Origin of the sequence: Variovorax sp. Varisp36, from assembly GCF_047304235.1 — a bacterium.
In the GTDB taxonomy this organism is placed as follows: Bacteria; Pseudomonadota; Gammaproteobacteria; order Burkholderiales; family Burkholderiaceae_C; genus Variovorax.
The window spans coordinates 44,142-68,821 of the sequence record NZ_JBGLYU010000020.1; the positions used below are offsets into that span (position 1 = coordinate 44,142).

The following is a 24,680-nucleotide window of genomic DNA, read 5'->3' on the forward strand; positions in this document are numbered from 1 at the left end:
ACCCGGCCCCAACCGCGATCAAGAATCGCCGACGCCTTCACCGAGGAGCGACGATGAACAACGATGGAGACAAGGGCGACCACAGCCCGGCAGCGGACCGTCAGACATCCAGCCCGCCGGCGTCTGCGAGGATCACGCTCGTGCGCAGCGCGATGCATGCGGTGATCGCAGCCGTCGCCCTCGCGGCACTGGCCGCGTCGATCCCTCATTGGGGCGGCAACGAGTTCCCCGTGATGAGCCTGGTGATCTACGTCGCGGGCATGGTGTTCGTCGCCATGCCGCTGTGCCTTTGCTACGAGGCGCTGCTCAAGTCGCAGGCAGAACGCAAGGCCGGCCGCAGCTGGGGCGTCTAGGCCTCGCGCTCAACCCGCATCGCCGCCGCCCTGCGGAAACTGCTCCCTCGCCTCGCCGGCCTCTCGCGCCCCACCGGGCAGCAGATTCGCGCGGTGGCTGCGAACCGCGGACGCAACGATCGGCAGCAGTCCCGTGGCGGCGCCCGCTTCGAGCGCGCGGATCAGCTGCACGCGCATGCTCGGCGCCCAGAACGATTTCAGGTGCGCGGCGATCGCGTTCGTGGCCATGGTGGCGTCGCTCGGCGATTGCGCCTGGAAGAAGGTGCCGATCTGGTTGGCCATCTTGACCAGTTGCGCCGTCGGATCGTGATCGTGCATGCACTGCCTTTGGAATGAATGGATGACTGCTTCAGTGCGCGCCGTACCCGGCCGCTGCCAGGCGCCCCGGGTGGCTGTAGACCGCCAGGTCGTCCTTGCGCGCGAAACCGACCAGCGTGAGCCGCGCGCGCTCGGCCGTGGCCACCGCGAACGAAGTCGGCGCGGACACCGCGGCCAGCAGCGGCACGCCTGCCATCGCCGTCTTCTGCACCATCTCGAAGCTAGCGCGGCTGGTCACGGCGATGAAGCCGCCGGATGCGTCGACATCGTTGTTCGCGAGCGCGCCGATCAGCTTGTCGAGTGCGTTGTGGCGGCCCACGTCCTCGCGCAGCCACTGCACCTCGCCATCGGCCGAGCACCAGGCCGCGGCGTGCACCGCTCCGGTGGCCTGCTGCAGCGTCTGCAGCGACTGGACCTGCAGCATCGCGCGCGCGATGGCCTGCCGTTCGAGCGGCCCTGCCGGATCGGCGAGCAACGGCAGCTCGCGCGAGACGTGCGCCAGGCTCTCGGTGCCGCACAGGCCGCAGCCGGTGCGGCCCGCGATCGTGCGGCGCCTCTGCTTCAGGCGCGCGAAGGCGACGCTCGCCACCTGCAGGCGCACCGTGATGCCGAGCTCCGATTCGCCCGTCTCCACCGCATAGAGTTCGTGCGCGTGGTCGAGGATGCCCTCGCTGAGCGAGAAGCCGAGCGCGAAGTCCTCGAGGTCCAGCGGCGTCGCGAGCATCACCGCATGCGAGATGCCGTTGAACTCCAGCGCCACCGGCACTTCCTCGGCCACCCAGTCCTGCACCGCATAGGCCTCGCCGCCGCGCACGCCGTGCACGGGCAGCAGGCGCGCGCCCTCGCAGAAGGTGTCGGCACCGTCCGCGGCCGGCAAGGTGGCGATGTCCATGGCCATTGCGCTACTTGGCGGGGATCGTCTCGTTGCGCGGAGCCTGCGCCGAACCGGCCGTCGCAAGGTCCAGCTGGACCTTGTTGAAGCGGCTGTACTCCTGCTGCCAGGCGGAGGGCTGCATCACCGGCGCCACCTGCACGGCCGTCACCTTGTACTCCGGGCAGTTGGTGGCCCAGTCGGAGTTGTCGGTGGTGATGACGTTGGCGCCCGATTCGGGGAAGTGGAAGGTGGTGTAGACCACGCCGGGCTGCATCCGCCCGGACACCGTGGCGCGCAGCACCGTCTCGCCCGCGCGGCTCTGGATGCCGACCCAGTCGCCGTCCTTCACGCCGCGCTCCTCGGCATCGTGCGGATGGATCTCCAGCCGGTCCTCGCTGTGCCACTGGTTGTTCTCGGTGCGCCGGGTCTGCGCGCCCACGTTGTACTGCGAGAGGATGCGCCCCGTGGTCAGCAGCAGCGGGAACTTGCGCGTGACCTTCTCGTCGGTCGCCACGTACTGCGTGACGATGAACTTGCCCTTGCCGCGCACGAAGCGGTCGATGTGCATGGTGGGCGTGCCCTCGGGCGCGGCATCGTTGCAGGGCCACTGGATGCTGCCGAGCTCGTCGAGGCGCTGGTAGCTCACGCCGTGGAAGGTCGGCGTCAGCGCGGCGATCTCGTCCATGATCTCTTCGGGGCTGCTGTAGTCCATCGGATAGCCGAGGGCCTGCGCAAGCTTCACGGTCACTTCCCAGTCGGCATAGCCGGCCTTCGGCGGCATCACCTTGCGCACGCGCGAGATGCGGCGCTCGGCGTTGGTGAAGGTGCCGTCCTTCTCCAGGAACGAGGAGCCCGGCAGGAACACGTGTGCGTACTTGGCGGTTTCGTTGAGGAACATGTCCTGCACCACCACGCACTCCATGCCCATCATCGCGGCCGCCACGTGCTGCGTGTTCGGGTCGGACTGAACGATGTCCTCGCCCTCGCAGTAAAGGCCCTTGAAGCTGCCGCCGATCGCGGCCTCGAACATGTTGGGAATGCGCAGGCCCGGCTCGGGGTCGATCTGCACGCCCCAGGCGGCCTCGAACGAGGCGCGCGTGGTGCTGTCGGACACATGCCGATAGCCCGGCAGCTCGTGCGGGAACGAGCCCATGTCACAGGCGCCCTGCACGTTGTTCTGGCCGCGCAGCGGGTTCACGCCCACGCCTTCGCGGCCGACGTTGCCGGTGACCATCGCGAGGTTGGCGATGCCCATCACGGTGGTCGAACCCTGGCTGTGCTCGGTCACGCCCAGGCCGTAGTAGATGGCGCCGTTGCCGGCCGTGGCGAACAGGCGCGCGGCGGCGCGCAGCTCGGCCGCGGGCACGCCCGTGGCCTGCTCGGTGGCTTCGGGCGATTGCTCCGGGCGCTCGACGTACGACTTCCACTCCTTGAACGAGGCCGTGTCGCAGCGCTCGGCCACGAAGTCGTCGGCCATCAGGCCTTCGGTGACGATGACGTGCGCCAGCGCCGTGACCACCGCCACGTTGGTGCCGGGCCGCAGCTGCAGGTGGTGCGCGGCCTTGACGTGCGGCGACTTCACGATGTCGATGCGGCGCGGATCGACCACGATCAGCTTCGCGCCCTGGCGCAGCCGCTTCTTCATGCGCGAGGCGAACACCGGGTGCCCGTCGGTCGGGTTCGCGCCGATCACCATGATGACGTCGGCCTTGTCGACCGAGGCGAAGGTCTGCGTGCCGGCCGATTCGCCCAGCGTCTGCTTCAGGCCGTAGCCCGTGGGCGAATGGCACACGCGCGCGCAGGTGTCGACGTTGTTGTTGCCGAAGGCGGCGCGTACCAGCTTCTGCACGAGGTAAGTCTCTTCGTTGGTGCAGCGCGAGGAGGTGATGCCGCCGATCGAGTCCTTGCCGTACTTGGCCTGCAGGCGCTTGAACTCGCCCGCGGCGTAGTTCAGCGCGGTGTCCCAGCTCACCTCCTGCCATGGGTCGCTGATCTTCTTGCGGATCATCGGCTTGAGCATGCGGTCCTGGTGCGTCGCATAGCCCCAGGCGAAGCGGCCCTTGACGCAGGAGTGGCCTTCGTTGGCCTTGCCGTCCTTCCAGGGCACCATGCGCACGACCTCGTTGCCCTTCATCTCGGCCTTGAAGGCGCAGCCCACGCCGCAGTAGGCGCAGGTGGTGATCACGCTGTGCTCGGGCTGGCCGAGCCAGATCACCGATTTTTCCTGCAGCGTGGCTGTGGGGCAGGCTTCGACGCAGGCGCCGCAGCTCACGCATTCCGAATCCATGAAGGCCTCGTCCTGGCCCGGCGACACGCGCGACTCGAAGCCGCGGCCGCTGATGGTCAGCGCGAAGGTGCCCTGCGTTTCCTCGCAGGCGCGCACGCAGCGGTTGCACACGATGCACTTGGAGGGGTCGTAGCTGAAGTACGGGTTGGACTCGTCCTTCTGGTCCTTCAGGTGGTTGGCGCCGTCGAAGCCGTAGCGCACGTTGCGCAGGCCGGTGACGCCCGCCATGTCCTGCAGTTCGCAGTTGCCATTGGCCGAGCAGGTGAGGCAATCGAGCGGATGGTCGGAGATGTAGAGCTCCATCACGCCCTTGCGCAGATCCTGCAGCTTCGGCGTCTGGGTGCGCACCTTCATGCCGGCCTCGGCGGGCGTGGTGCACGAGGCCGGAAAACCCTTGCGGCCCTCGATCTCGACGAGGCACAGGCGGCATGAGCCGAAGGGCTCGAGGCTGTCGGTGGCGCAGAGCTTGGGCACGTTGATGCCGGCATCCACCGCGGCGCGCATCAGCGAGGTGCCGGCGGGCACGGTGACTTCGGTACCGTCGATTTCCAGCGTGACCTCGCGCGTGGATTCGCGCTTGGGGGTGCCGTAGTCGGTTTCTTTCAGATGGTCCAACATGTCTTTTGCTTTCTCTCTGTGCCTCGGTGGGCTTTTATTCAGTGGGCTGGCGTTCGGAGCATTTGCGTTCGGCGCGCGTGCACAGGCCACCGGGTACTCCCCTCCGCGAATGTCCCCCGCCTTCGGCTCCTCCTTTATTTCGCTGCGGGGAGCACCCGGCGCCGTGTGCACGATGAGCGCGGCGCTTGTGCTGGCTGATCAACAAGTGCTCTGATCGATCACGCTGGCGGGGTGCCTTGCGCAGCGAAATAAAGGAGGAGGCCGCAGGCCGGGGGACATTCGCGGAGCAAGGCACCCCGTCGGCGTGAGCGCGCCCCGAATAACCTTCACCGTGAAGAATCAGAAAGCAAGGCGTCATCTCAAGCAGCCTTGCGATCGGGGACCGCAAGACCGAAGTCCTGCGGAAAGTGGTCGAGCGCGGAAAGCACCGGGAACGGCGTCATGCCGCCCATGGCGCACAGCGATCCGTGGACCATGGCGTCGCACAGGTCGCGCAGCAGGATCACCTGCTGTGCGCGGTTCTGGTTCGCGCGGATCTTGTCGATCACCTCGACACCGCGCGTCGATCCGATGCGGCACGGCGTGCACTTGCCGCAGGATTCGAGCGCGCAGAACTCCATGGCATAACGCGCGAGCTTCGACAGGTCGGCCGTGTCGTCGTGCACCACGATGCCGCCGTGGCCCACCGTGCCGCCGACGGCCGCATAGGCCTCGTAGTCGAGCGGCAGGTCCCATTGCGACTCGGGCAGGTAGGCGCCCAGCGGCCCGCCCACCTGCACCGCCTTGATCGGCCGTCCCGACGCCGAGCCGCCACCGTAGTCGTACAGCAACTCGCGCAGCGTGACGCCGAAGGCCTTCTCGACCAGGCCGCCGTACTTGATGTTGCCGGCCAGCTGCATCGGCAGCGTGCCGCGCGAACGGCCCACGCCGTAGTCGCGGTAGAAAGCTGCGCCGCGCGCCAGGATCAGCGGCACGCTGGCCAGCGTGATCACGTTGTTGATCAGCGTGGGCTGGCCGAACAGCCCCTCGATGGCCGGCAGCGGTGGCTTGGCGCGCACGATGCCGCGCTTGCCCTCGAGGCTTTCGAGCAGCGCCGTTTCCTCGCCGCACACATACGAGCCCGCGCCCTTGCGCACCGCGAGCGAGAAGCGCTTGCCCGAACGCAGGATGTTGTCACCGAGGAAGCCCGCCGCCTCGGCGACGCGGATGGCCTCGTTCATGGCCGCGATCGCGTGCGGGTACTCGGAGCGCACGTAGATGTAGCCCTGCGTCGCGCCCGTGGCAAGGCCCGCGATGGTCATGCCCTCGATCAGCATGAAGGGGTCACCCTCCATCGTCATGCGGTCGGAGTACGTGCCCGAGTCGCCTTCGTCCGCATTGCAGACGATGTACTTCTGCGCGGCGGCCGTGCCCAGCACCGTCTTCCACTTGATGCCGGCCGGAAAGGCCGCACCGCCGCGCCCGCGCAGGCCCGAGTCGAGCACCTGCTGCACGATCTCCTCGGGCGCGAGCGCCAGCGCACGGCGCAGGCCGGCGAAGCCTTCGTAGGCCTGGTAGTCGGTCAGCGACACCGGGTCGGTGATGCCCATGCGCGCGAAGGTCAGGCGTTCCTGCTTCTTGAGATAGGGAATGTCTTCGGTCGGGCCGAGCGCGAGCGGGTGCTTGCCGCCCGTGAGAAAGCCGGCGTCGAACAGGCCGGCCACGTCGTCGTGCGTCACGGGCCCATAGGCGATGCGGCCGGTCGGTGTGTTCACCTCGACCAGCGGTTCGAGCCAGAACATGCCGCGCGAACCGTTGCGCACAAGCTCGAGCATGATGCCGCGCGCCGTGGCTTCCTTCGCGATGCGCTGGGCCACGCGGTCGGCGCCGGCTGCGAGCGCAGCCGAGTCGCGCGGGACGTAGACGGTGATGGTGCTCATGGGTTGTTGTCCTGCGCGATCAGCGCGTCGAATGCCCTGGGTGTCATGCGTGCATGCGGCTGGTCGTCGAACGTCATCGCGGGCGACGAGGCGCACAGGCCGAGGCAGAACGCGGGCTCCAGCGTGAACGCGCCGTCCTTCGAGGTGCCGTGCGCGCTGCATCCGAGACGCAACTCCGCGTGGGCGAGCAGCGCATCGGCACCCATCGACTGGCAGGCCTCGGCGCGGCAGATCTGGATCACGTGGCGGCCAGCGGGCTCGGCACGGAAGTGGTGGTAGTAGGTGACGACGCCATGGACCTCCGCACGCGAGAGGTTCAGTGCGTCGGCAATCGCCGGCACGGTGTGCGCGGGGATGTAGCCCAGCGCGTCCTGCACGTCGTGCAGGATCGGCAGCAGCGCGCCGGGTTCGTCCGCATGCTGCAGCAGGCTGCGCTGCACGGCGGCGAGCTCCCTGTCCTTGTCGATGGGAGCTGAGGCCGGATGCGGTACCTCGTGTCCCTGCTGCACCTGTTGTAGTTTCATGATCCCGTCCGGTCTGGTCCGTTGCCGCCTGCGCCGCCGTTGTCTTGCTGCCGGCGGAGCTGTTTTCATCGTGGTTTCGTCGCGGGCCGCCGTCATGAAATCCGACGTGAATCCCGCGCTCATCCGCTTGAGGATCAATGTCGATGAATCGAGCGACAGGGGCCTTGACGCAAGTCAATTTCCGCGGAAACAAGCGCGGTGCCAATGCGCACAAACCCTGCGGCCCAGCGGCAAAAAGCCCTGCCATCTTCATGGCAGGGCCGCGTGTATCGGAAGAGCCGACGGCTTACTCGATGGTGGTGGCGCGGCTCGCCTCGATGTGCCTGCGGCGCATCGGCCGCAACACGAACCACGCCATCAGCGCAGCCAGCGCATTGACCGCGCTGGCGGCGATGAAGACGGCCTGCCAGCTGCCGGTGGCGGCGGCGAGCACGCTCGACAGCGGCACCAGCAGCGAGGCGGTGCCTTTCGCGGTGTAGAGCATGCCGGCGTTCGATGCCGCATACCTCGAGCCGAAGGTATCGGCGCAGGTCGAGGGGAACAGGCTGTAGATCTCGCCCCAGGCGAAGAACACGATGCCGGTCAGGACGACGAAGAGGATCGGGTTCTGGCCGTAGTGGTAGAGCAGCAGGATGCCGACCGACTCCATCGCGAAGGCGATGAACATCGTCTGCTCGCGGCCGATCTTGTCGGACACCCAGCCGAAGAAGGGCCGCGTGAGGCCGTTGAGCACGCGATCGATGGCGAGCGCGAAGGTCAGCGCGGGCAGCACCAGGCCCATGATGTTGACCGGCACGTCGATGATCTTGAAGTCCTTGGCGATCGGCGCGAGCTGCGCCGTGGCCATCAGGCCGCCGGCGGCCACCATCACGAACATCGCGTACATCACCCAGAACACGGGCGAGCGCAGCACCTCGGCAGGTGCGTAGTCGCGGCCTGCCTGCTGCACGTTGCGGCTGTTCGACGCCTTGGCATGGTGGGGCGCACGGGTCAGCATCCATGCGAGCAGGAACACGATGAGTCCCTGCCCGATCCCAAAATACAGGAAGGCCGCTTCGTAGCCGCTCGACTTGATCATCGCGGAGATCGGGATGATCGTGAGCGCCGAGCCCGCGCCGAAGCCCGCGGCGGTCATGCCCGCGGCAAGCCCCCGGCGATCGGGGAACCACTTGAGCGCATTGCCCACACAGGTGCCGTAGACCGCGCCCGCGCCGATGCCGCCGACGGCCGCCGCGATGTAGAGCAACGTGAGCGAATCGGCCTCCGAGTTGAGCACCCAGCCGAGGCCGCACAGCAAGCCGCCCACCAGCACCACGGGACGCGGTCCGAAGCGGTCGACGAGGTAGCCTTCGATCGGCACCAGCCATGTCTCGGTGAGCACGAAGATGGTGAACGCCACCTGGATCGCGGCGCGGCTCCAGCCGTGCTTCTCGGCGATCGGATTGACGAAGAGCGTCCAGCCGTATTGCAGGTTGGCGATCATCGCCATGCAGACGATGCCGATCAGCAGCTGGCCCCATCGGTATGCCTCGGATCGGCTCGCGGTGGCGCCATGGGTTTCGGATGGAGGGAACATCGCGGGGGTGGAACCTGCGATCGTTGAGGTGGGCCGATTCATGGTGTTGTCCTTGGTTTTTCGGTGAGGTCCGACAGACTTCGAATGCAGATAAATCAATCGAGCGATCGGTGCAAACAGCGGAAATAAAACGGGGTGCTGCGCCATGCGCCACACACGCCACGCGATCGGTACGCATCGACAGGCAACGAGGCTTCCTTGACATCGATACACCGCATGAAGATCACCTGGTTTTGCGCGTGAATGACTGTCGGTCGGAGCGACTCAAAAACTCTTGACCTCAGTCAAGTTCACACGAATCGCGGACTCGCAAGACCCCCGTGATATCCCTAGCAGGAGGCCTCTTCGCACGCGCGCATTGCGCTGCATCCGACATGCATCTCGCGATGCCGCGGCATGGTGTGAATGGAAGAAAAATTGCCCAGCTGGATCGCAAAGGTCTTCGCGGAACTTCGACGGTTCGTGCAATGACTTTCGCGATGCGCGTTGCGCTGATGCAGGCCCGCTTTGCGAAGCGCTCGTATGGCCACGCTGCACGCTTGTGCAAGAACCCGCCTGTCGTCGAAAAAATTGACCCAGGTCAAGAAACGCGAAAATGGCGTTTGCTCTCGTCTAGGGTAAACCCTAAAATTCAGGGTAATCCCTTCGGTCTTTCAGTTTCAATCCTTTGGAGCCCTCAATGAGCCACACCACCCTGAATTCCAGCGCCCTGCGCACTCCCGCCTCTTCGTCCACCGCCAACGATGCGCTGCGCGACCTGATCGCCGCCATGCCCATCGTGATCTTCTACAAGGCCGCGCGTGCCGCGCTGATGCAGCGTTCGCCGGCTGCACGGCGTTGAGCTTCCACACCGAACCGATCCTCCCCGAAGAGCGCGCGCGAGTTACTCGCCGCGCTCTTTGCCTTTGGGGCTTTCGAATGGAACGATCTGCGCGATCAGCGACGGTCCGTCACTCAGCAGGAAGTCCTTGAAGGCCTGCGCCACCGGCGGCAGGCGCTTGCTGCGACGGTGCACCACGTACCAGTTGAGCATCAGCGGAAAGCCCTCGACATCGAGCACGCAAAGGCTGCCGGCGCGCAGCTCCTGGCTCACCGTGTGCGCCGACACGAAGCTCACGCCCATGCCTGCGATCACGGCCTGCTTGATGGTCTCGGTGCTGCGGATTTCCATCGCGATGTTGATGCCGCTGAGATCGCCGCCGAAGCCGTCTTCCATCGAATGCCAGGTGTCGGAGGCTTTCTCGCGCACCACGAAGGGCTCGCGCATCAGCCGCTGGAGCGGGATCTTCTTCACGCCCACCAGCGGATGGCCCGGCGCCGCGACGATCACGTAGGGGTGCGGAGCGAACGGCTGGTTGACGGTGTCGAGATCGGTCGGCGGACGCACCATGATCGCAAGGTCGGTGAGGTTCTCGGCGATGTGCGTCAGCAGCTGCGCGCGGTTGTGGACCGTGAAGTTCAGCGTCACGCCCTGGTGCCGGCTCGCGAACTCGACCAGCAGGCGCGGAAAGAAGTAGTCGCCCGCGCTGATCACGCCCACGTTGAGCTTGCCGCCGGAGACGCCCTTGAACTGCATCATCGCGTTCTCGGCCGCCTCGAACTGCTGGATGATGGCGCGGCTGATCTGCAGCAGCTCGGTGCCGGCGGGCGTGAGGTAGATCTTCTTGCCGAACTGCTCGAACAGCACGTTGCCGGCGTGTTCCTCGAGCTTGCGCACCTGCGTGGAGACGGCGGGCTGCGTGAGGTGGAGCTCCTCGGCCGCCCGCGAAAAACTCAGCAGCCGCGCCACGGCTTCGAAGACCTTCAACTGGCGCAGGGTCGCATGCTTCATCGGGTGAGAACAGGTGGCTGCGGTCGAGCGGCATCGTACAGCGCGCCTGCGCCGATGGCGCGCGCTCAGCCGGGTATCCGCGCGACGTGCAGCAGGTTCGTCGTGCCCGATTGACCGAAGGGCAGGCCCGCCACCACCACCACGTCGTCGCCCGCCTTCGCAAAACCCTCGGCGCGCGCCGTGCGGCAGGCGCACTCGATCATCTCGGCCACATCGTGCACGTCCTCGACGAGCACCGCATGCACGCCCCAGACCATCGCCATGCGGCGTGCTGCGGCGGTGTCGGGCGTGAGGCTCAGGATGGGCACCGCCGGACGCTCGCGCGCAGCGCGCAGGCTTGTGAAGCCCGAGGAGGTATACGTCACGGTGGCGGCCGGCGCGAGCAGCGCGGCCACCTGGCGCAGCGAGGCGCAGACCGCGTCGGCCGTGGTCGACAGCGCCGCGTCATGCGTGGCGTCGATGCCCGCACGGTACGAGGGATCGGCCTCGACGCGCGCGATGATGCGGTCCATCATCGCGACCGCTTCGAGCGGGTACCTGCCCGAGGCCGATTCGGCCGAGAGCATCACCGCATCGACGCCGTCGTAGATGGCCGTCGCGACGTCGGACACCTCGGCGCGCGTGGGCACCGGCGAGGCGATCATCGATTCGAGCATCTGCGTCGCCACCACCACCGGCTTGCCGCCCTTGCGGCAGGCGCGCACGATCAGGCGCTGCAGCTCGGGCACCTGCTCGGGCGGCAGCTCCACGCCGAGATCGCCGCGCGCCACCATGATGCCGTCGCACAGCGCGACGATGGCGTCGAGATGCTCGATGGCCGCGGGCTTCTCGAGCTTGGCCATGATCCAGGCGCGCGTGCCAATGATGGCGCGCGCCTCCTCGATGTCCTCGGGACGCTGCACGAACGAGAGCGCAACCCAGTCGACACCGATCGACAGGCCGAAGGCCAGGTCGTCGCGGTCCTTCGGCGTCAGCGGCGAGATCGGCAGCAGCACGCTGGGCACGTTGACACCCTTGCGGTCCGAGATCGGCCCGCCGACCAGCACCGTGGTCTCGGCAAAGTCGGCGCCGCGACTGTCCACGCGCAGCCGCAGCTTGCCGTCGTCGAGCAGCAGCTCGGTGCCTTCCTGCAGCGCGGCGAAGATTTCCGGATGCGGCAGCGGCGCGCGGCGTGCGCTGCCGCTGGTCTTGCTGTCCATGTCGAGCCGGAAGCGCGCGCCCGCCTCGAGCTGCGCGCGGCCGCCTTCGAAGGTGCCCAGCCGCAGCTTCGGCCCCTGCAGGTCCAGCAGGATGCCGATGGGCCGGCCGAATTCCTTCTCGAGGCGGCGGATGGTTTCGAGACGCCGCGCGTGGTCGTGCTGCGTGCCGTGGCTGAAGTTGAGCCGGAACACGTCCACGCCACGCTCGAACAGCGCACGGATGGCCGGCTCGCCGGTGGTGGCCGGGCCGAGCGTGGCGACGATCTTTGCGCTGCGTGTGCGTCTCATGCTGTCGTCATTTCATGGAGCTTGACGCGGCCGCGCTGGTCTTCCATGGTCCGCGCGAGCAGCTTGACCAGGCTGTAAACGGTGTCGATGTGCGGCGTCGGGGTCTCGGTGAGCCGGGCCAGCTCGACCACGGCACCCACCAGCGCGTCGATCTCGGGTGCACGCCCTGCTTCCACGTCCTGCAGCATCGAGGTCTTGTGCTTGCCGACCTTCTCTGCGCCCGCGATGCGCTTTTCGAGCGTCACGCGAAACTCGATGCCGAGCTTGTGCGCGACGGCCTGCGCCTCACGCATCATCGCAGCGGCGAGATCGCGCGAGGGCGGGTACTGGCAGATGTCGACCAGCGTCGAGTGCGAGAGGCTGCTGATCGGGTTGAAGGTCAGGTTGCCCCAGAGCTTGAGCCAGATCTCGGCACGGATGTTGTCGAGCACGGGCGCCTTGAAGCCGGCGCCGGTGAAGCAGGCGGCAACGCGGTTCACGCGTTCGCTCGCCGAGCCGTCGAGCTCGCCGACCGGGAAGCGGTCGCCTTCGATGTGCTTGACCACGCCGGGCGCGATCAGCTCCGAGGCCGGGTAGACCACGCAGCCGATCACGCGCTGCGCGGGGATCTTCGTGGCGACGAGCCCCGAGGGATCGACGCTGCGCACCGGCGTGCCTGCGAGCGCGCCGCCGTGCTGGTGGAAGTACCAGTACGGGATGCCGTTCTGCATCGTCACGACCACCGTGTCGGGCCCGAACAGCTTGGGCACGTCGTTCGCCACCGCCTCGACCTGGTGGGCCTTCATGGCGAGCACGACGATGTCCTGCGGACCCGCCTCGTCGTAGCGGTCGGTGGCCTTGACGTTGCGCGCCACCTGTTCTTCGCCCTCGGCCGAGACCAGCTTGATGCCGTTCCTGCCGATGGCTTCGAGGTTGGCGCCGCGCACGATGAACGTCACGTCCTCGCCGGCCAGCGCGAGCTTCGCGCCGACCAGTCCGCCGATGGCGCCCGCGCCGATGATTGCAATCTTCATGTCGATCCCCAAGAGTTGATTTCCTTGCGCGGCCGCTTCGGCATGCGCGTTGTCAGCCGAAGCGGTTGCTGAGTTTTCCGATGCCGCCGATCTCGATCTCGACGAGGCTGCCAGGCTTCATCGAGCCGACGCCGACCGATGTGCCACAGAGGATCACGTCGCCGCGGTGCAGCGTCATGTCCTGCGAGATCAGGCTCACGAGTTGCTGCACCGAGAAGCGCATGTCGCTGATCGGATAGTTCTGGCGCACCTCGCCGTTGAGCAGCGTGGTCACGGTGAGCGTTGCTGCATCGAGGCCGGTGGCCACAACCGGGCCCATCGGGCAGAAGGTGTCGAAGCCCTTGGCGCGCACCCACTGCGCGAACGAGGCGTCGCGGTTCAGGATGTCGGCCACGGTCACGTCGTTGGCGCAGGTGTAGCCGAACACATGGTCGAGCGCATCGGCTTCGGAGACGGCGGCGGCGGTCTTGCCGATCACGATGCCGAGCTCGCCCTCGAACACCACCTTGCCGTCGCACAGCGGCTTGCGGATCGGTGCGCCGGGCGCGAGGTAGGAGTTGGGCGTCTTCAGCAGGTACAGCGGCTCCGCCGGCACCGGCAGGCCCAGCTTGGCGCCGAGCGCATGGAAGTTGTTCCACAGCGCGATCACCTTGGTCGGCTCGGTGGGCGTGAGCAGCTGGAGCCCCGCCAGCGCAAACACGCGGCCCGTGGGCTCGGAACTGCCGAACATGTCGCCCCGGCGCTCGTGCACCGCATCGCCTTCGAGCGTGCCGAAGCCGATGCCGCCGGCGTGTTCGAAGCGGGCCCATTTCGTCTGTTCTTGCTGCATGTTGTCGTCTGCTTTCTGGATGGAGGATTCGGGTCGGCCGTCAGTCAGTCAGTCGAACGGCAGGTAGTCGGGGATCACGAGCGAGGCGAGCAGCTTTCCCATCTCCGCCGGATTGCGCGTGACGTGGATGCCGCATTCCTTCATCACCGCGAGCTTTTCCTCGGCGGTGCCGCGGCCGCCGGAAACGATGGCGCCCGCATGGCCCATGCGCTTGCCGGGCGGCGCACTGGCGCCCGCGATGAAGCCGACGACGGGCTTGCGCATGTGGTCGCGGATCCAGTACGCGCATTGCTCCTCGGCATCGCCGCCGATTTCGCCGACCATGATCACGGCGTCGGTGCGCGGGTCGTCGTTGAACATCCGCAGCACGTCGATGTGCCGCAGCCCGCCGACCGGATCGCCGCCGATGCCGACCACGGTCGACTGCCCGATGCCGAAGCTCGCGAGCTGGCTCGCGGCCTCGTAGGTGAGCGTGCCCGAGCGCGAGACCACGCCGATGCGGCCACGCTGGTGAATGTGGCCCGGCATGATGCCGATCTTGATTTCGCCCGGCGTGATGAGGCCGGGACAGTTGGGGCCGAGCAGCAGCGTCTTGCGGCCCTGCATGCGATGGCGCGTGCGGATCATGTCGCGCACCGGAATGCCTTCGGTGATGCAGATGACGAGGTCGAGCTCGGCATCGACCGCTTCGTCGATGGCCGCTGCGGCGAAAGGTGGTGGCACGTAGATCACGGAGACGGTGGCGCCGGTGCGGGCCTTGGCCTCTTTCACGGTGCCGAAGATCGGAATGCCGGCCAGCGCATCGCCTGCCTTCAGCGGGTTCACGCCCGCGACGAAGCAGTGCCGGCCGTTGCCGTATTCGAGGCACTGGGCCGTGTGGAAGCTGCCGGTCTTGCCGGTGATGCCCTGCGTGATCACGCGGGTGTGCTTGTTGATTAGGATGGACATTTCAGGGGTTCCATCGTGCGTTTGCCTGCGTTCCTGTTTCGGGGTGCGTGCGCAGGCCATCGGGTAACTCCCTCCGCGAATGTCCCCCGGCCTGCGGCCTCCTCCTTTATTTCGCTGCGTGAGTCACCCGACGCCCTGCGCACGAGGACATGCTGCCGGTGCTCGCCGATCAACGACTGCCCTGAACAACGATCACGTCGATGGGGTGCCTTGCGCAGCGAAATAAAGGAGGAGCCCGAAGGGCGGGGGACATTCGCGGAGCAAGGCACCCCGTCGGCGTGATCGCACCCCGAAATGCATCGCATCAAGAGACAGGAGCTCATTTCCTAGCGCTCCCAGTTCCGAGCAGCCCCGATGGCCCGCTGCGCCGCCTCGGCCATGTCGTCGGTGTTGATGATCGACAGGCCCGATTGCGCGAGGATGGTCCGGCCCAGGTCCTCGTTGGTGCCCTTCATGCGCACGATCAGCGGCACGGTGAGCCCGGTTTCGCGCGCTGCGGCAACCACGCCGTGCGCAATGACATCGCATTTCATGATGCCGCCGAAGATGTTGACCAGCACGGCCTTGAGCTTCGGGTTGCGCAACATCAGCTTGAAGGCTTCGGTCACCTTTTCGGCTGTCGCACCACCGCCCACGTCGAGAAAATTGGCGGGCATTCCGCCGTAGAGCTTGATCGCGTCCATCGTCGCCATCGCGAGGCCGGCGCCATTGACGAGGCAGCCGATGTCGCCGTCGAGCGCGATGTACGAGAGGTCGAACTTCGAGGCTTCGACCTCCACCGGGTCTTCCTCGTCGAAGTCGCGCATCGCGGCGATCCCGGGCTGGCGGAACAGGGCGTTGGCGTCGAAGTCGAACTTCGCGTCGAGCGCCATCACGCGGCCGTCGCGGGTCAGCACCAGCGGGTTGATCTCGGCCAGCGACGCGTCGCTGGCATCGAAGGCCTGGTAGAGGTTCTGCATGAACACGCGCGCCTGCACCACCGAACGCTCGTCGATGCCGATGCGGCGCGCGATGCCGTCGGCCTCGGCAATGCGCAGGCCGGCGTCCGGATCGATGAAGAGCTTGTGGATCTTCCCGGGCGTGCGCGCGGCCACCTCCTCGATGTCCATGCCGCCTTCGCTCGAGGCCATCAATGCCACGCGCTGCGAATTGCGGTCGACCACGAAGCCGAGGTACAGCTCCTTGTCGATCTCGACGCTCTCCTCGACCAGCAGCTGCTTCACCACGCGGCCTTCGGGCCCGGTCTGGTGGGTCTTCAGCGTCATGCCGAGCATCTGGTCCGCATGCCGCCGCACTTCGGCGACGGACCATGCGGGCTTCACGCCGCCGCCCTTGCCCCGGCCGCCCGCATGAATCTGCGCCTTGACCACCCAGGCCCGGCCACCGAGCCGGGTAGCCGCATCCGCCGCCTCGTCGGGCGAGCGGCAGACGAATCCGCGGGGCGTTGCCACGCCGTAGTGGCGCAGGACGTCTTTACCCTGGTATTCGTGGATGTTCATGGCCGGGATCGACTGCTGGATTGAATTGATTTATTTCAGGCACCAAGCTCGACGCCGTGGCTTTCAGCCCAATTGAAATAACTCGACGAAGCCATTTCCCGCTTTCTGTGGATTTCCTTCTTCTGCTCGATGGCCACCGCCAGGAATTCGGCGTCGTACGCCCTCAGGAGGTGCGGCTGATGGGTCTTCAGGTAATGGCCGATCCGCTCGCTGGCGTTCTGGCTCAGGTTCATCAGGCGGTCGTAGGTTTCGCCGTCCCAATGCCAGCGCAGTCCCAATTCGAAAAATGCTGCGTTATAGGCATTGCGCTCGATTTCGTCGCGCCAGTCTTGAACGGGCAAATGCTTTTCCATGACCTTCTCCTTGAATTGATGCCGGACTCGGCGGATTCAAATGTAGGACCGGTGATGAATAAATAAAAATTAAACTAATTTATAGAAATCATTCATCAAGAGTTATAGATTGAGGCCAGGAATACACGCGCCCACGGGCCTTCCGCGCCCCCGCAGGCGGCGCTCTCGCAAATCAGGTTGGCGGGCCTGCGCCGCGCCTCAGATCACGCGTTCGGCCCGCAGGGTCGCCAGGTCGTCCGCGCCGTAGCCGAGCTGCCGCAGCACTTCTTCGGTGTGTTCGCCGAGCAGCGGCGAGCGCGTCACCACCGTCGGGCTGTCGGACATCTTGATGGGGTTGCCCACCGTCAGGTACTTGCCGCGCACCGGGTGGTCGACCTCGACGATGGTGCCGGTCTCGCGCAGGGACTCGTCCTCGGCGATTTCCTTCATCGAGAGGATCGGCCCGCAGGGAATGTCGTACTCGTTGAGGATCTCCATGGCCTCGAACTTGTCCTTGGTCATGGTCCACTTCTCGATGCGCGCGAAGATCGGCTTCAGGTGCAGCAGGCGCGCGGCCGGCGTGGCGTAGGCCTCGTCGGTGATCCAGCCCTCCTCGCCGATCACCTTGCACACCGCAGGCCACACGGCCGCCTGCGTGATGAAGTAGATGTATGCGTTGGGGTCGGTCTCCCAGCCCTTGCACTTGAGGATCGAGCCCGGCTGGCCGCCGCCCGAGGCATTGCCCGCGCGCGGCACGGCGTCGCCGAACTTGCCGTCGGGGTACTGCGGATATTCGTGCATGGTGCCGGTGCGCTCCAGCCGCTGCTGGTCGCGCATCTTCACGCGGCACAGGTTGAGCACGGCGTCCTGCATCGGTGCGAGCACCTGCTGGCCGCGGCCGGAAGAGTTGCGCTGGAACAGTGCGGCAAGGATGCCGAGCGCGAGGTGCAGGCCGGTGCCGCTGTCGCCGATCTGCGCGCCGGTCACCAGCGGCGGGCCGTCTTCGAAGCCGGTGGTCGAGGCTGCGCCGCCGGCGCACTGGGCCACGTTCTCATAGACCTTGCAGTGCTCGTACTTGCCGGGCCCGAAGCCCTTGACCGAAGCGACGATCATGCGCGGGTTGATCTTCTGGATGTGGGCCCAGGTGATGCCCATGCGGTCGAGCGCGCCGGGCGCGAAGTTCTCGACCAGCACGTCGCAGGTCTTGATCAGGCTGTCGAGAACCTCCTTGCCCTTGGGGTTCTTGGTGTCCAGCGTGATCGAGCGCTTGTTGTGGTTCAGCATCGTGAAGTACAAGCTGTCCGCGCCGGGAATGTCGCGCAGCTGGCCGCGCGTGGCATCGCCTTCGCCTGCCCGCTCGACCTTGATCACGTCGGCGCCGAACCACGCCAGCAGCTGGGTGCAGGTGGGGCCCGACTGCACGTGGGTGAAGTCGAGGATCCGAACGCCTTCGAGTGCCTTGCTCATTGACTGTCTCCTTCTTTGACCATCGCGGCTTCGACTTCTACCAGACGGGCGCGCAATTTGCGCTCCTCCGCAAAGCGGACGGATTCATCCCGCACGATGGCGACGATCCCCGTGACCTCGTGATCGGCGGAGAACAGCATCGACACCGTGAAGGCGATCGACAGCGTGTGCCCGTCCTTGTGCAGCGCCGGCACGCGCAGCAGGTCGGCGCCGTACTTGGTGATGCCGGTGTCCATCGTCTTGTGGTAGCCGTCCCAGTGCCGCTGGCGCTGCCGCTGGGGAATGATCAGGTCGAGCGACTGGCCGAGCGCCTCGGCCTCGGTAAACCCGAAGATGCGCTCGGCAGCACGGTTCCACAGCGTGATCGCGCCCTGTGCGTCGCACACCATGATGGCATCGCCAGCGCCTTCGACGAGCTGCTTGAAATCGATGTTCGCTTGCATGTTTACCCCTGGCGCTTCATTTCGATCAGACCCCAGACCTCTGCGATGCCGCCTCCCTTCCAGAGACACCGCGGAACCGGCTCCGCCGGGCCGCAGGTGTCGCCCCCTCGAAGGGGGTGGGCGCTGCCACACGAAGTGGGCAAGCCTGGGGGTGAGCCAACTACACGGCTTTTGATTCCTTCAGGTTGTCGATCTGCTGCTGGGTGTAGCCCAGCTCCGCCAGCACCTGGTCGGTGTGCTCGCCCAGCAAGGGCGAGGCGGTGACTTCGGGCTTGAGGTCCGAGAACTTGATCGGGCTGCCGATGGTCCAGTAGCTGCCGCGCTCCTTGTGCGGAACTTCGACGATCGAGCCGCTCTTGCGCAGCGACTCGTCATGCAGCAGTTCCTTCATCGACAGCACCGGGGCGCAGGGAATGTCGTACTTGCGGAAGATGTCCACGGCCTCGAACTTGGTCTTGTCCTTGATGAAGTCCTCGATGGTGGCGAAGATCTGCTCGATGTGCGGCTGGCGGGCCTTGGCCGTCATGTAGTCGGGGTCGGTCTTCCATTCGGGCTTGCCCAGCGCCTCGCAGATCGGCTCCCAGGCGTGACCCTGCACCGTGAAGTAGATGTAGGCGTTGGGGTCGGTCTGCCAGCCCTTGCACTTCAGGATCCAGCCGGGCTGGCCGCCGCCGCCGGCATTGCCGCCGCGCGGCACGACCTTGTCGGCGAATGCGCCCATCTCGTGCGGGTACTGCGGGTATTCCTCGAGGTAGCCCACGCTGTCCAGGCGCTGCTGGTCGCGCATCTTCACGCGGCACAGGTTGAGCACGGCATCCTGCATCGAGCAGGCCACCTTCTGGCCCTTGCCGGTCTGCTGGCGGCCGATGATGGCCGTCAGGATGCCGATGGCCAGATGCATGCCGGTGTTGGAGTCGCCCAGCGCGGCGGCCGAGATCGTCGGGGCGGAGTTCTCGCCTTTCCACCAGCCGGTGGTGGAAGCGGAGCCGCCGGCGCACTGCGCCACGTTCTCGTACACCTTCAGGTCCTCGTAGTGGTGGCCTTCGCTGAAGCCCTTGACCGAGGCGACGATCATCTTCGGGTTCAGCTCCTGGAGGCGTTCCCAGGTGAAGCCCATGCGGTCCAGCGCCCCGGGACCGAAGTTTTCCACCAGCACGTCGGATTCGCGGATCAGCTTTTCCAGCACGATCTTGCCCTCGGGCTTCTTCGTGTCCAGCGTGATCGAGCGCTTGTTGCTGTTGAGCATGGTGAAGTACAGCGCGTCGACGTTCGGAATGTCGCGCAGCTGGCTGCGGGTGACGTCGCCGGCGCCCGGGCGCTCGACCTTGATCACGTCGGCGCCGAACCAGGCCAGCATCTGCGTGCAGGCAGGACCGGCCTGCACGTGCGTGAAGTCGATGATCTTGATGCCGTTGAGGGGTTTGATGCTGCTCATTTGGGGTATCTCCTTGGATGGAATTGAGTTACTTCTTCTTCGCCGTGCTGGGGTTCAGGCTCGTGATGCGCCCGCTTTCCGTGCCCGCGGTTTCGTCGATGACGGCGTTGATCAGGGTCGGCCGGCCGGAGGCGACGGCCTCGGCCAGGGCCTTCTGCAGCTCGTCGGCGGTGGTGGCGTGCACGCCCACGCCGCCAAAGGCTTCCATCAGCTTGTCGTAGCGCGCGTTCTTCACGAACACGGTGGGCGCCACGTCGGGCGTGCCGCTGGGGTTCACGTCGGTGCCGCGGTAGACGCCGTTGTTGTTGAAGACGACGACGCACACCGGCAGGTTGTAGCGGCAGATGGTTTCCACCTCCATGCCGCTGAAGCCGAAGGCGCTGTCGCCCTCGATGGCGATCACCGGCTTGCCGGTGACCACCGCCGCGGCCACGGAGAAGCCCATGCCGATGCCCATGATCCCCCAGGTGCCCACGTCGAGGCGCTTGCGCGGCTCGTACATGTCGACGATGCTGCGCGCGAAGTCCAGCGTGTTGGCGCCCTCGTTGACCACGATGGCATCGGGCCGCGCCTTCACCTGGTCGCGGATCACGCTGAGCGCGCTCTGGAAGTTCATCGGCGAGGGCCGCGCAGCCAGCGTCGCGGCCATCTTCGAGAGGTTCTTGTCCTTGCGCTCGGCGATGGCGCCGGTCCACTCGACCGGGGGCTTGGCCCACTTGGCATCGATGCCGGCCAGCAGCGCGGCCACGCAGGAGCCGATGTCGCCGATCACCGGCGCCTCGATGGCGACGTTGCTGTCGATCTCGGTCGGCGCGATGTCGATCTGGATGAACTTCTTGGCGCCCTTGTCCTGCGCCCAGGTCTTGCCCTTGCCGTGCGAGAGCAGCCAGTTGAGGCGCGCGCCGACCAGCAGCACCACGTCGGCTTCCTGCAGCACGTAGGAGCGCGCTGCCGCGGCCGACTGCACGTGGGTGTCGGGCAGCAGGCCCTTGGCCATCGACATCGGCAGATAGGGAATACCCGTCTTCTCGACCAGCGCACGGATGTCGGCATCGGCCTGCGCGTAGGCGGCGCCCTTGCCGAGCAGGATCAGCGGCCGCTTGGCGCCCTTGAGCAGGTCGAGCGCGCGCTTCACGGCGTCGGGCGCGGGGATCTGGCGCGGTGCGGGGTCGACCACCTTGATCAGCGACTTCTTGCCGGCTGCGGCGTCCATCGTCTGCGCGAACAGCTTGGCCGGCAGGTCGAGGTACACGCCGCCAGGGCGGCCCGACAGCGCCGCGCGGATGGCGCGCGCAATGCCCACGCCGATGTCCTCGGCATGCAGCACGCGGAAGGCCGCCTTGCACAGCGGCTTGGCGATGGCCAGCTGGTCCATCTCCTCGTAGTCGCCCTGCTGCAGGTCGACGATCTCGCGCTCGCTGGAGCCGCTGATGAGGATCATCGGGAAGCAGTTGGTGGTGGCGTTGGCCAGCGCGGTCAGGCCGTTGAGGAAGCCGGGGGCCGACACGGTCAGGCAGATGCCGGGCTTCTGCGTGAGGAAGCCGGCGGCGGCGGCGGCATTGCCGGCGTGCTGCTCGTGGCGGAAGGAGATGACGCGCAGGCCTTCGGCCTGTGCCATGCGCGTGAGGTCCGTGATCGGGATGCCGGGCAGGCCGAAGATGGTGTCGATGTCGTTGAGCTTGAGCGCATCGATGACCAGGTGGAAGCCGTCGATGGTCTCGGCCGCCGGCGCGCTGTCTTCGGTCGCGCCACCCTTGAAGGCGCGGACCACCGCTTCGCCGTCAGCATCGCGGCTTTTCGTGGGCTTGAGGGCATCTTCCAGCGTGGTGGCTGCCTCTTTCTCTGTTCTGACTGAAGACATGTCTCTCCTTCTGCATGGGTGAATGGCCAAGGCCCGAGCCGCGACTATGATTCGGGCCCAAGCTTTCGGCCGTTGACCTCGGTCAACTTTCCCGAAAACGGCGACGGCCCCGATGACCGGCGCCGGCAGCGAAATCGAGCAAGACGGTGACCATGACGTTGTTGGAAAACCATCCGGAGAAGAACATCATTCGCGCCCAGCTCCGGCAGAACATCCTGCTCAAGGACCTGAGCGAAGCCGACCGCGCCGAACTGGAAGCCCACCTGGTCATCGTGGACGGCAACAAGGGCGAGTTCCTGCTGCACCAGGGGGTGCGCGAGATGGAGCAGTACTTCATCCTCGACGGCATCCTCAAGCGGGTGGTGAGCAACCCGGAGGGCAAGGAAATGATCCTGCGCTTCGCCGACGAGAACGACATGGAGACAAGCTACGCCGCGCTGCGGCTGGGCACGCCCACGCCCTACGGCATCGTGTGCGTGACGAAGGCGCGGGTCGCGAGCCTGCCGCTGAAGGAATGGATCGCGTTCCTGAACCGGCATGCGGAAACGAAGGAACTGTTCGAGTTCCTCGTGATGCGCGGCATGAGCGAGATCATGGCGCACACGATCACGCTGCATCTTCTGGACGCCGCCGGGCGTGTGCACCGGTTCATGCGCAAGCACCCTGAACTGGAAGACCGGATTCCGAGCAAGGAGCTGGCTTCTTATCTGAATCTCTCGGCGGAAACCCTTAGTCGGCTTCGCAAGCGCGGGAAGATTTAGCTCTCTCGGTTGTCCGGGTGCGTGCGAATGACACCGGGCACTCCCCTGCGCGAATGCCCCCCGGCCTGCGGCCTCCTCCTTTATTTCGCTGCGCAAGGTACCCCATCGGTATGAGCGCGCCCCGAACAACCCGGGTCAGCGCGATCACAGGCAAGTTGCTGGTCAGTCCACCGGCCGCTCGACCGCAAACTCGTCGGGCTTCTTCGGCTTCCTGATCACGGTCAGCGCCTTCGAGATCAGCGGCCAGAACAGCAGCACCAGCGCCAGCGTCGTGATGCCGCCGACCAGCGGGTTCGAGAACATCACCATCACGTCGCCCTGCGAGACCAGCATGGCCTGGCGGAACGAGTCCTCGGCCTTGTCGCCGAGCACCAGTGCAAGCACCAGCGGCGCCAGCGGAAAGTCGAGCTTCTTGAAGAGGTAGCCCACCACGCCGAAGCCGAGCATGAACCAGATGTCGAGCATCGCGTTGTGCACGGTGTAGGCGCCGATGGCGCAGATCACGATGATCACCGGCGCGATGATCGAGAACGGAATGCGCAGGATCGACGCGAACAGCGGCACGGTGCTCAGCACCACGATCAGGCCGACGATGTTGCCGAGGTACATGCTGGCGATCAGGCCCCAGACGAAGTCCTTCTGCTCCACGAACAGCAGCGGCCCCGGCTGCAGGCCCCAGATCAGCAGACCGCCCAGCAGCACCGCTGCGGTCGGCGAACCGGGAATGCCGAGTGCCAGCATCGGCAGCAGCGCGCTGGTGCCGGCCGCGTGTGCAGCGGTCTCGGGCGCGACCACGCCTTCCATCTCGCCGGTGCCGAACCTGGCGCCCTTCTTCGACATCTTCTTCGCGAGGCCGTAGCTCATGAACGAGGCCGGCGTCGCGCCGCCAGGCGTGATGCCCATCCAGATGCCGATGAGCGAGCTGCGGATGGAGGTCACCCAGTATTTGGGCAACTGCTTCCACGTCTGCCACACGACCTTCGGATCGATCTTGGCGCTCTTGCCCGAGAACTTCAGGCCCTCTTCCATCGACAGCAGGATCTCGCCGATGCCGAACAGGCCGATCACCGCGATCAAAAAGTCGAAGCCGCGCATCAGCTCGGGCTGGCCGAAGGTCAGGCGCAGCTGGCCGGTGACGGTGTCCATGCCCACGCTGGCGAGCGCGAAGCCCAGCGCCATCGACGCGAGGATCTTGAAGGGCGAGCCCTTGCCCATGCCGACGAAGCTGCAGAAGGTCAGCAGGTACACCGCGAAGAACTCCGGCGAGCCGAACTTGAGCGCGAACTTCGCGACCAGCGGCGCGAGGAAGGTGATCATCACCACCGCGAGAAAGGCGCCCACGAACGACGAGGTGAAGGCCGTCGTCAGCGCGGCGCCGGCCTGCCCGCTCTGCGCCATCGGATAGCCGTCGAAGGTGGTGGCCACCGACCACGGCTCGCCCGGTATGTTGAACAGGATCGAGGTGATGGCACCGCCGAATAGCGCACCCCAGTAGATGCACGACAGCATGATGATCGCCGAGGTCGGCGACATCGTGAAGGTGAGCGGCAGCAGGATCGCCACGCCGTTGGCGCCGCCGAGCCCGGGCAGCACGCCGATCAACACGCCGAGGATGATGCCGACGAACATCAGGCCGATGTTCATCGGCGTGAGGATCACCGAGAAGCCCTGCATCAGGGCGCCGATTTCTTCCATTTCGCTTGTGCTCCTTGAACGGGTTCAGTAGCCGAGGAACCGAAGCGGATCGAGCGCGCCCTTGAAGAGCGGCACCTTGAACCAGACCTCGAACATGCAGAAGAACAGCGTGTTGACGGCCAGCGCGGCAAGCACGCTCTTGGTCCATGCGTACTTTCCGAGCACCACCATGAACAGCGCGATATACATCGCCGACGCCACGTAGATGCCGAGAACGGAGATCGCCAGCACGTAGACCGTGGCCGGCACCAGCACCGACAGCACGCGCTTGAGCTGCACCGGGTCGACGAAGACCACGGTGCTGCGGTTCCTGCCGAGCAGCGACTGGTAGAGGATGCCGGCGCCGGAGATCGTGATGATCACGCCGATGAAGAACGGAAAGTAGCCCGCGCCGGGACCGTCGCTGGTCCAGCCCGCGCCGAGCTTGCGCGCCTCGAAGACCACCACCAGGCCGATCGCCAGCAGCAGCAATGCGACCGCCGCTTCGACCAGGTGCGTGGAGATGCCCGGACGCGCCGCGCCCTCGGATGTTTCGTCGTGCTCCATGGAGCCCCCATCGTGATTGTGTGAGAGAAGAAAGCGACGGATGCGGCACGCCCGCGGTCCGCCG

The 24,680-nt window shown here is 66.3% G+C and carries 23 protein-coding genes; 4 read left to right on the top strand and 19 right to left on the bottom strand.

Annotation, left to right across the window (positions count from 1 at the left end; translation table 11 throughout):
- Positions 1 to 53: 53 nt before the first annotated feature.
- The gene (locus ACCD11_RS14105; protein WP_007835014.1) at positions 54 to 353 is read left to right on the top strand and encodes a hypothetical protein; all 300 of its coding nucleotides are present in this window, start codon (positions 54 to 56) and stop codon (positions 351 to 353) included.
- 9 nt (positions 354 to 362) lie between these two features.
- Here the strand turns inward: ACCD11_RS14105 and ACCD11_RS14110 are convergent, their stop codons facing one another.
- From ACCD11_RS14110 to oxlT, 6 genes are all read right to left on the bottom strand, one after another.
- Entirely contained in the window at positions 363 to 671 is a 309-nt protein-coding gene (locus tag ACCD11_RS14110; RefSeq protein WP_007835015.1) for a formate dehydrogenase subunit delta, read from the bottom strand.
- Positions 672 to 702: 31 nt separating this feature from the next.
- Positions 703 to 1,563 carry a formate dehydrogenase accessory sulfurtransferase FdhD gene (fdhD, locus tag ACCD11_RS14115; protein WP_413314340.1) on the bottom strand — a complete coding sequence of 287 codons (861 nt, stop codon included), beginning with the start codon at positions 1,561 to 1,563 and terminating at the stop codon, positions 703 to 705.
- Between the two features lie 10 nt (positions 1,564 to 1,573).
- Positions 1,574 to 4,450, bottom strand: a complete 2,877-nt coding sequence (gene fdhF / locus ACCD11_RS14120; protein ID WP_413314341.1) for a formate dehydrogenase subunit alpha — start codon at positions 4,448 to 4,450, stop codon at positions 1,574 to 1,576.
- A gap of 359 nt (positions 4,451 to 4,809) precedes the next feature.
- Positions 4,810 to 6,369 carry a formate dehydrogenase beta subunit gene (locus ACCD11_RS14125; RefSeq protein WP_413314342.1) on the bottom strand — a complete coding sequence of 520 codons (1,560 nt, stop codon included), beginning with the start codon at positions 6,367 to 6,369 and terminating at the stop codon, positions 4,810 to 4,812.
- Entirely contained in the window at positions 6,366 to 6,893 is a 528-nt protein-coding gene (locus tag ACCD11_RS14130) for a formate dehydrogenase subunit gamma (RefSeq protein ID WP_413314344.1), read from the bottom strand. The genes ACCD11_RS14125 and ACCD11_RS14130 overlap by 4 nt, the downstream gene beginning before the upstream one ends.
- Positions 6,894 to 7,179: 286 nt before the next feature.
- Positions 7,180 to 8,469 carry an oxalate/formate MFS antiporter gene (gene oxlT, locus ACCD11_RS14135; protein ID WP_413314371.1) on the bottom strand — a complete coding sequence of 430 codons (1,290 nt, stop codon included), beginning with the start codon at positions 8,467 to 8,469 and terminating at the stop codon, positions 7,180 to 7,182.
- A 374-nt stretch (positions 8,470 to 8,843) separates the two neighbouring features.
- On the opposite strand from oxlT, the gene ACCD11_RS14140 reads away from it, so the two are divergent.
- Complete coding sequence (locus ACCD11_RS14140; RefSeq protein ID WP_413314345.1) at positions 8,844 to 9,152, top strand: hypothetical protein; 309 nt, start codon at positions 8,844 to 8,846, stop codon at positions 9,150 to 9,152.
- The gene (locus tag ACCD11_RS14145) at positions 9,149 to 9,310 is read left to right on the top strand and encodes a hypothetical protein (RefSeq protein ID WP_007834182.1); all 162 of its coding nucleotides are present in this window, start codon (positions 9,149 to 9,151) and stop codon (positions 9,308 to 9,310) included. The genes ACCD11_RS14140 and ACCD11_RS14145 overlap by 4 nt, the downstream gene beginning before the upstream one ends.
- Positions 9,311 to 9,352: 42 nt before the next feature.
- Here the strand turns inward: ACCD11_RS14145 and ACCD11_RS14150 are convergent, their stop codons facing one another.
- The 11 genes from ACCD11_RS14150 to oxc all read right to left on the bottom strand — a co-directional run bounded on the left by ACCD11_RS14150 (position 9,353) and on the right by oxc (position 21,614).
- Entirely contained in the window at positions 9,353 to 10,300 is a 948-nt protein-coding gene (locus tag ACCD11_RS14150) for a LysR family transcriptional regulator (RefSeq protein ID WP_007834180.1), read from the bottom strand.
- A gap of 65 nt (positions 10,301 to 10,365) precedes the next feature.
- Positions 10,366 to 11,787, bottom strand: a complete 1,422-nt coding sequence (pyk, locus tag ACCD11_RS14155; RefSeq protein WP_413314346.1) for a pyruvate kinase — start codon at positions 11,785 to 11,787, stop codon at positions 10,366 to 10,368.
- Entirely contained in the window at positions 11,784 to 12,800 is a 1,017-nt protein-coding gene (locus tag ACCD11_RS14160; RefSeq protein WP_007834176.1) for a 2-dehydropantoate 2-reductase, read from the bottom strand. Before ACCD11_RS14160 ends, pyk begins: the two co-directional genes overlap by 4 nt.
- A 52-nt stretch (positions 12,801 to 12,852) precedes the next feature.
- The gene (locus ACCD11_RS14165; protein ID WP_413314347.1) at positions 12,853 to 13,629 is read right to left on the bottom strand and encodes a fumarylacetoacetate hydrolase family protein; all 777 of its coding nucleotides are present in this window, start codon (positions 13,627 to 13,629) and stop codon (positions 12,853 to 12,855) included.
- A gap of 48 nt (positions 13,630 to 13,677) precedes the next feature.
- A complete protein-coding gene (gene sucD, locus ACCD11_RS14170) occupies positions 13,678 to 14,577 on the bottom strand; it encodes a succinate--CoA ligase subunit alpha (protein WP_413314348.1) in 900 nt (299 codons plus the stop codon).
- Positions 14,578 to 14,903: 326 nt separating this feature from the next.
- Complete coding sequence (gene sucC / locus ACCD11_RS14175; RefSeq protein WP_007834170.1) at positions 14,904 to 16,076, bottom strand: ADP-forming succinate--CoA ligase subunit beta; 1,173 nt, start codon at positions 16,074 to 16,076, stop codon at positions 14,904 to 14,906.
- 35 nt (positions 16,077 to 16,111) lie between these two features.
- Entirely contained in the window at positions 16,112 to 16,429 is a 318-nt protein-coding gene (locus ACCD11_RS14180; RefSeq protein WP_413314349.1) for a hypothetical protein, read from the bottom strand.
- A gap of 198 nt (positions 16,430 to 16,627) precedes the next feature.
- Positions 16,628 to 17,875, bottom strand: coding sequence for a formyl-CoA transferase (frc, locus tag ACCD11_RS14185; RefSeq protein WP_007834167.1), 1,248 nt, complete (start codon positions 17,873 to 17,875; stop codon positions 16,628 to 16,630).
- Complete coding sequence (locus ACCD11_RS14190) at positions 17,872 to 18,318, bottom strand: PAS domain-containing protein (RefSeq protein WP_413314350.1); 447 nt, start codon at positions 18,316 to 18,318, stop codon at positions 17,872 to 17,874. Before ACCD11_RS14190 ends, frc (ACCD11_RS14185) begins: the two co-directional genes overlap by 4 nt.
- A gap of 160 nt (positions 18,319 to 18,478) precedes the next feature.
- Positions 18,479 to 19,753, bottom strand: a complete 1,275-nt coding sequence (frc, locus tag ACCD11_RS14195) for a formyl-CoA transferase (protein ID WP_007831046.1) — start codon at positions 19,751 to 19,753, stop codon at positions 18,479 to 18,481.
- A gap of 28 nt (positions 19,754 to 19,781) precedes the next feature.
- Entirely contained in the window at positions 19,782 to 21,614 is a 1,833-nt protein-coding gene (gene oxc / locus ACCD11_RS14200) for an oxalyl-CoA decarboxylase (protein ID WP_413314351.1), read from the bottom strand.
- A gap of 152 nt (positions 21,615 to 21,766) precedes the next feature.
- On the opposite strand from oxc, the gene ACCD11_RS14205 reads away from it, so the two are divergent.
- Positions 21,767 to 22,375 carry a Crp/Fnr family transcriptional regulator gene (locus ACCD11_RS14205; RefSeq protein ID WP_007831044.1) on the top strand — a complete coding sequence of 203 codons (609 nt, stop codon included), beginning with the start codon at positions 21,767 to 21,769 and terminating at the stop codon, positions 22,373 to 22,375.
- 162 nt (positions 22,376 to 22,537) lie between these two features.
- Here ACCD11_RS14205 and ACCD11_RS14210 read toward each other — a convergent pair whose 3' ends face one another.
- Entirely contained in the window at positions 22,538 to 24,070 is a 1,533-nt protein-coding gene (locus tag ACCD11_RS14210; RefSeq protein ID WP_413314352.1) for a tripartite tricarboxylate transporter permease, read from the bottom strand.
- 24 nt (positions 24,071 to 24,094) lie between these two features.
- Positions 24,095 to 24,616, bottom strand: a complete 522-nt coding sequence (locus ACCD11_RS14215) for a tripartite tricarboxylate transporter TctB family protein (protein ID WP_413314353.1) — start codon at positions 24,614 to 24,616, stop codon at positions 24,095 to 24,097.
- Between the last annotated feature and the right edge of the window lie 64 nt (positions 24,617 to 24,680).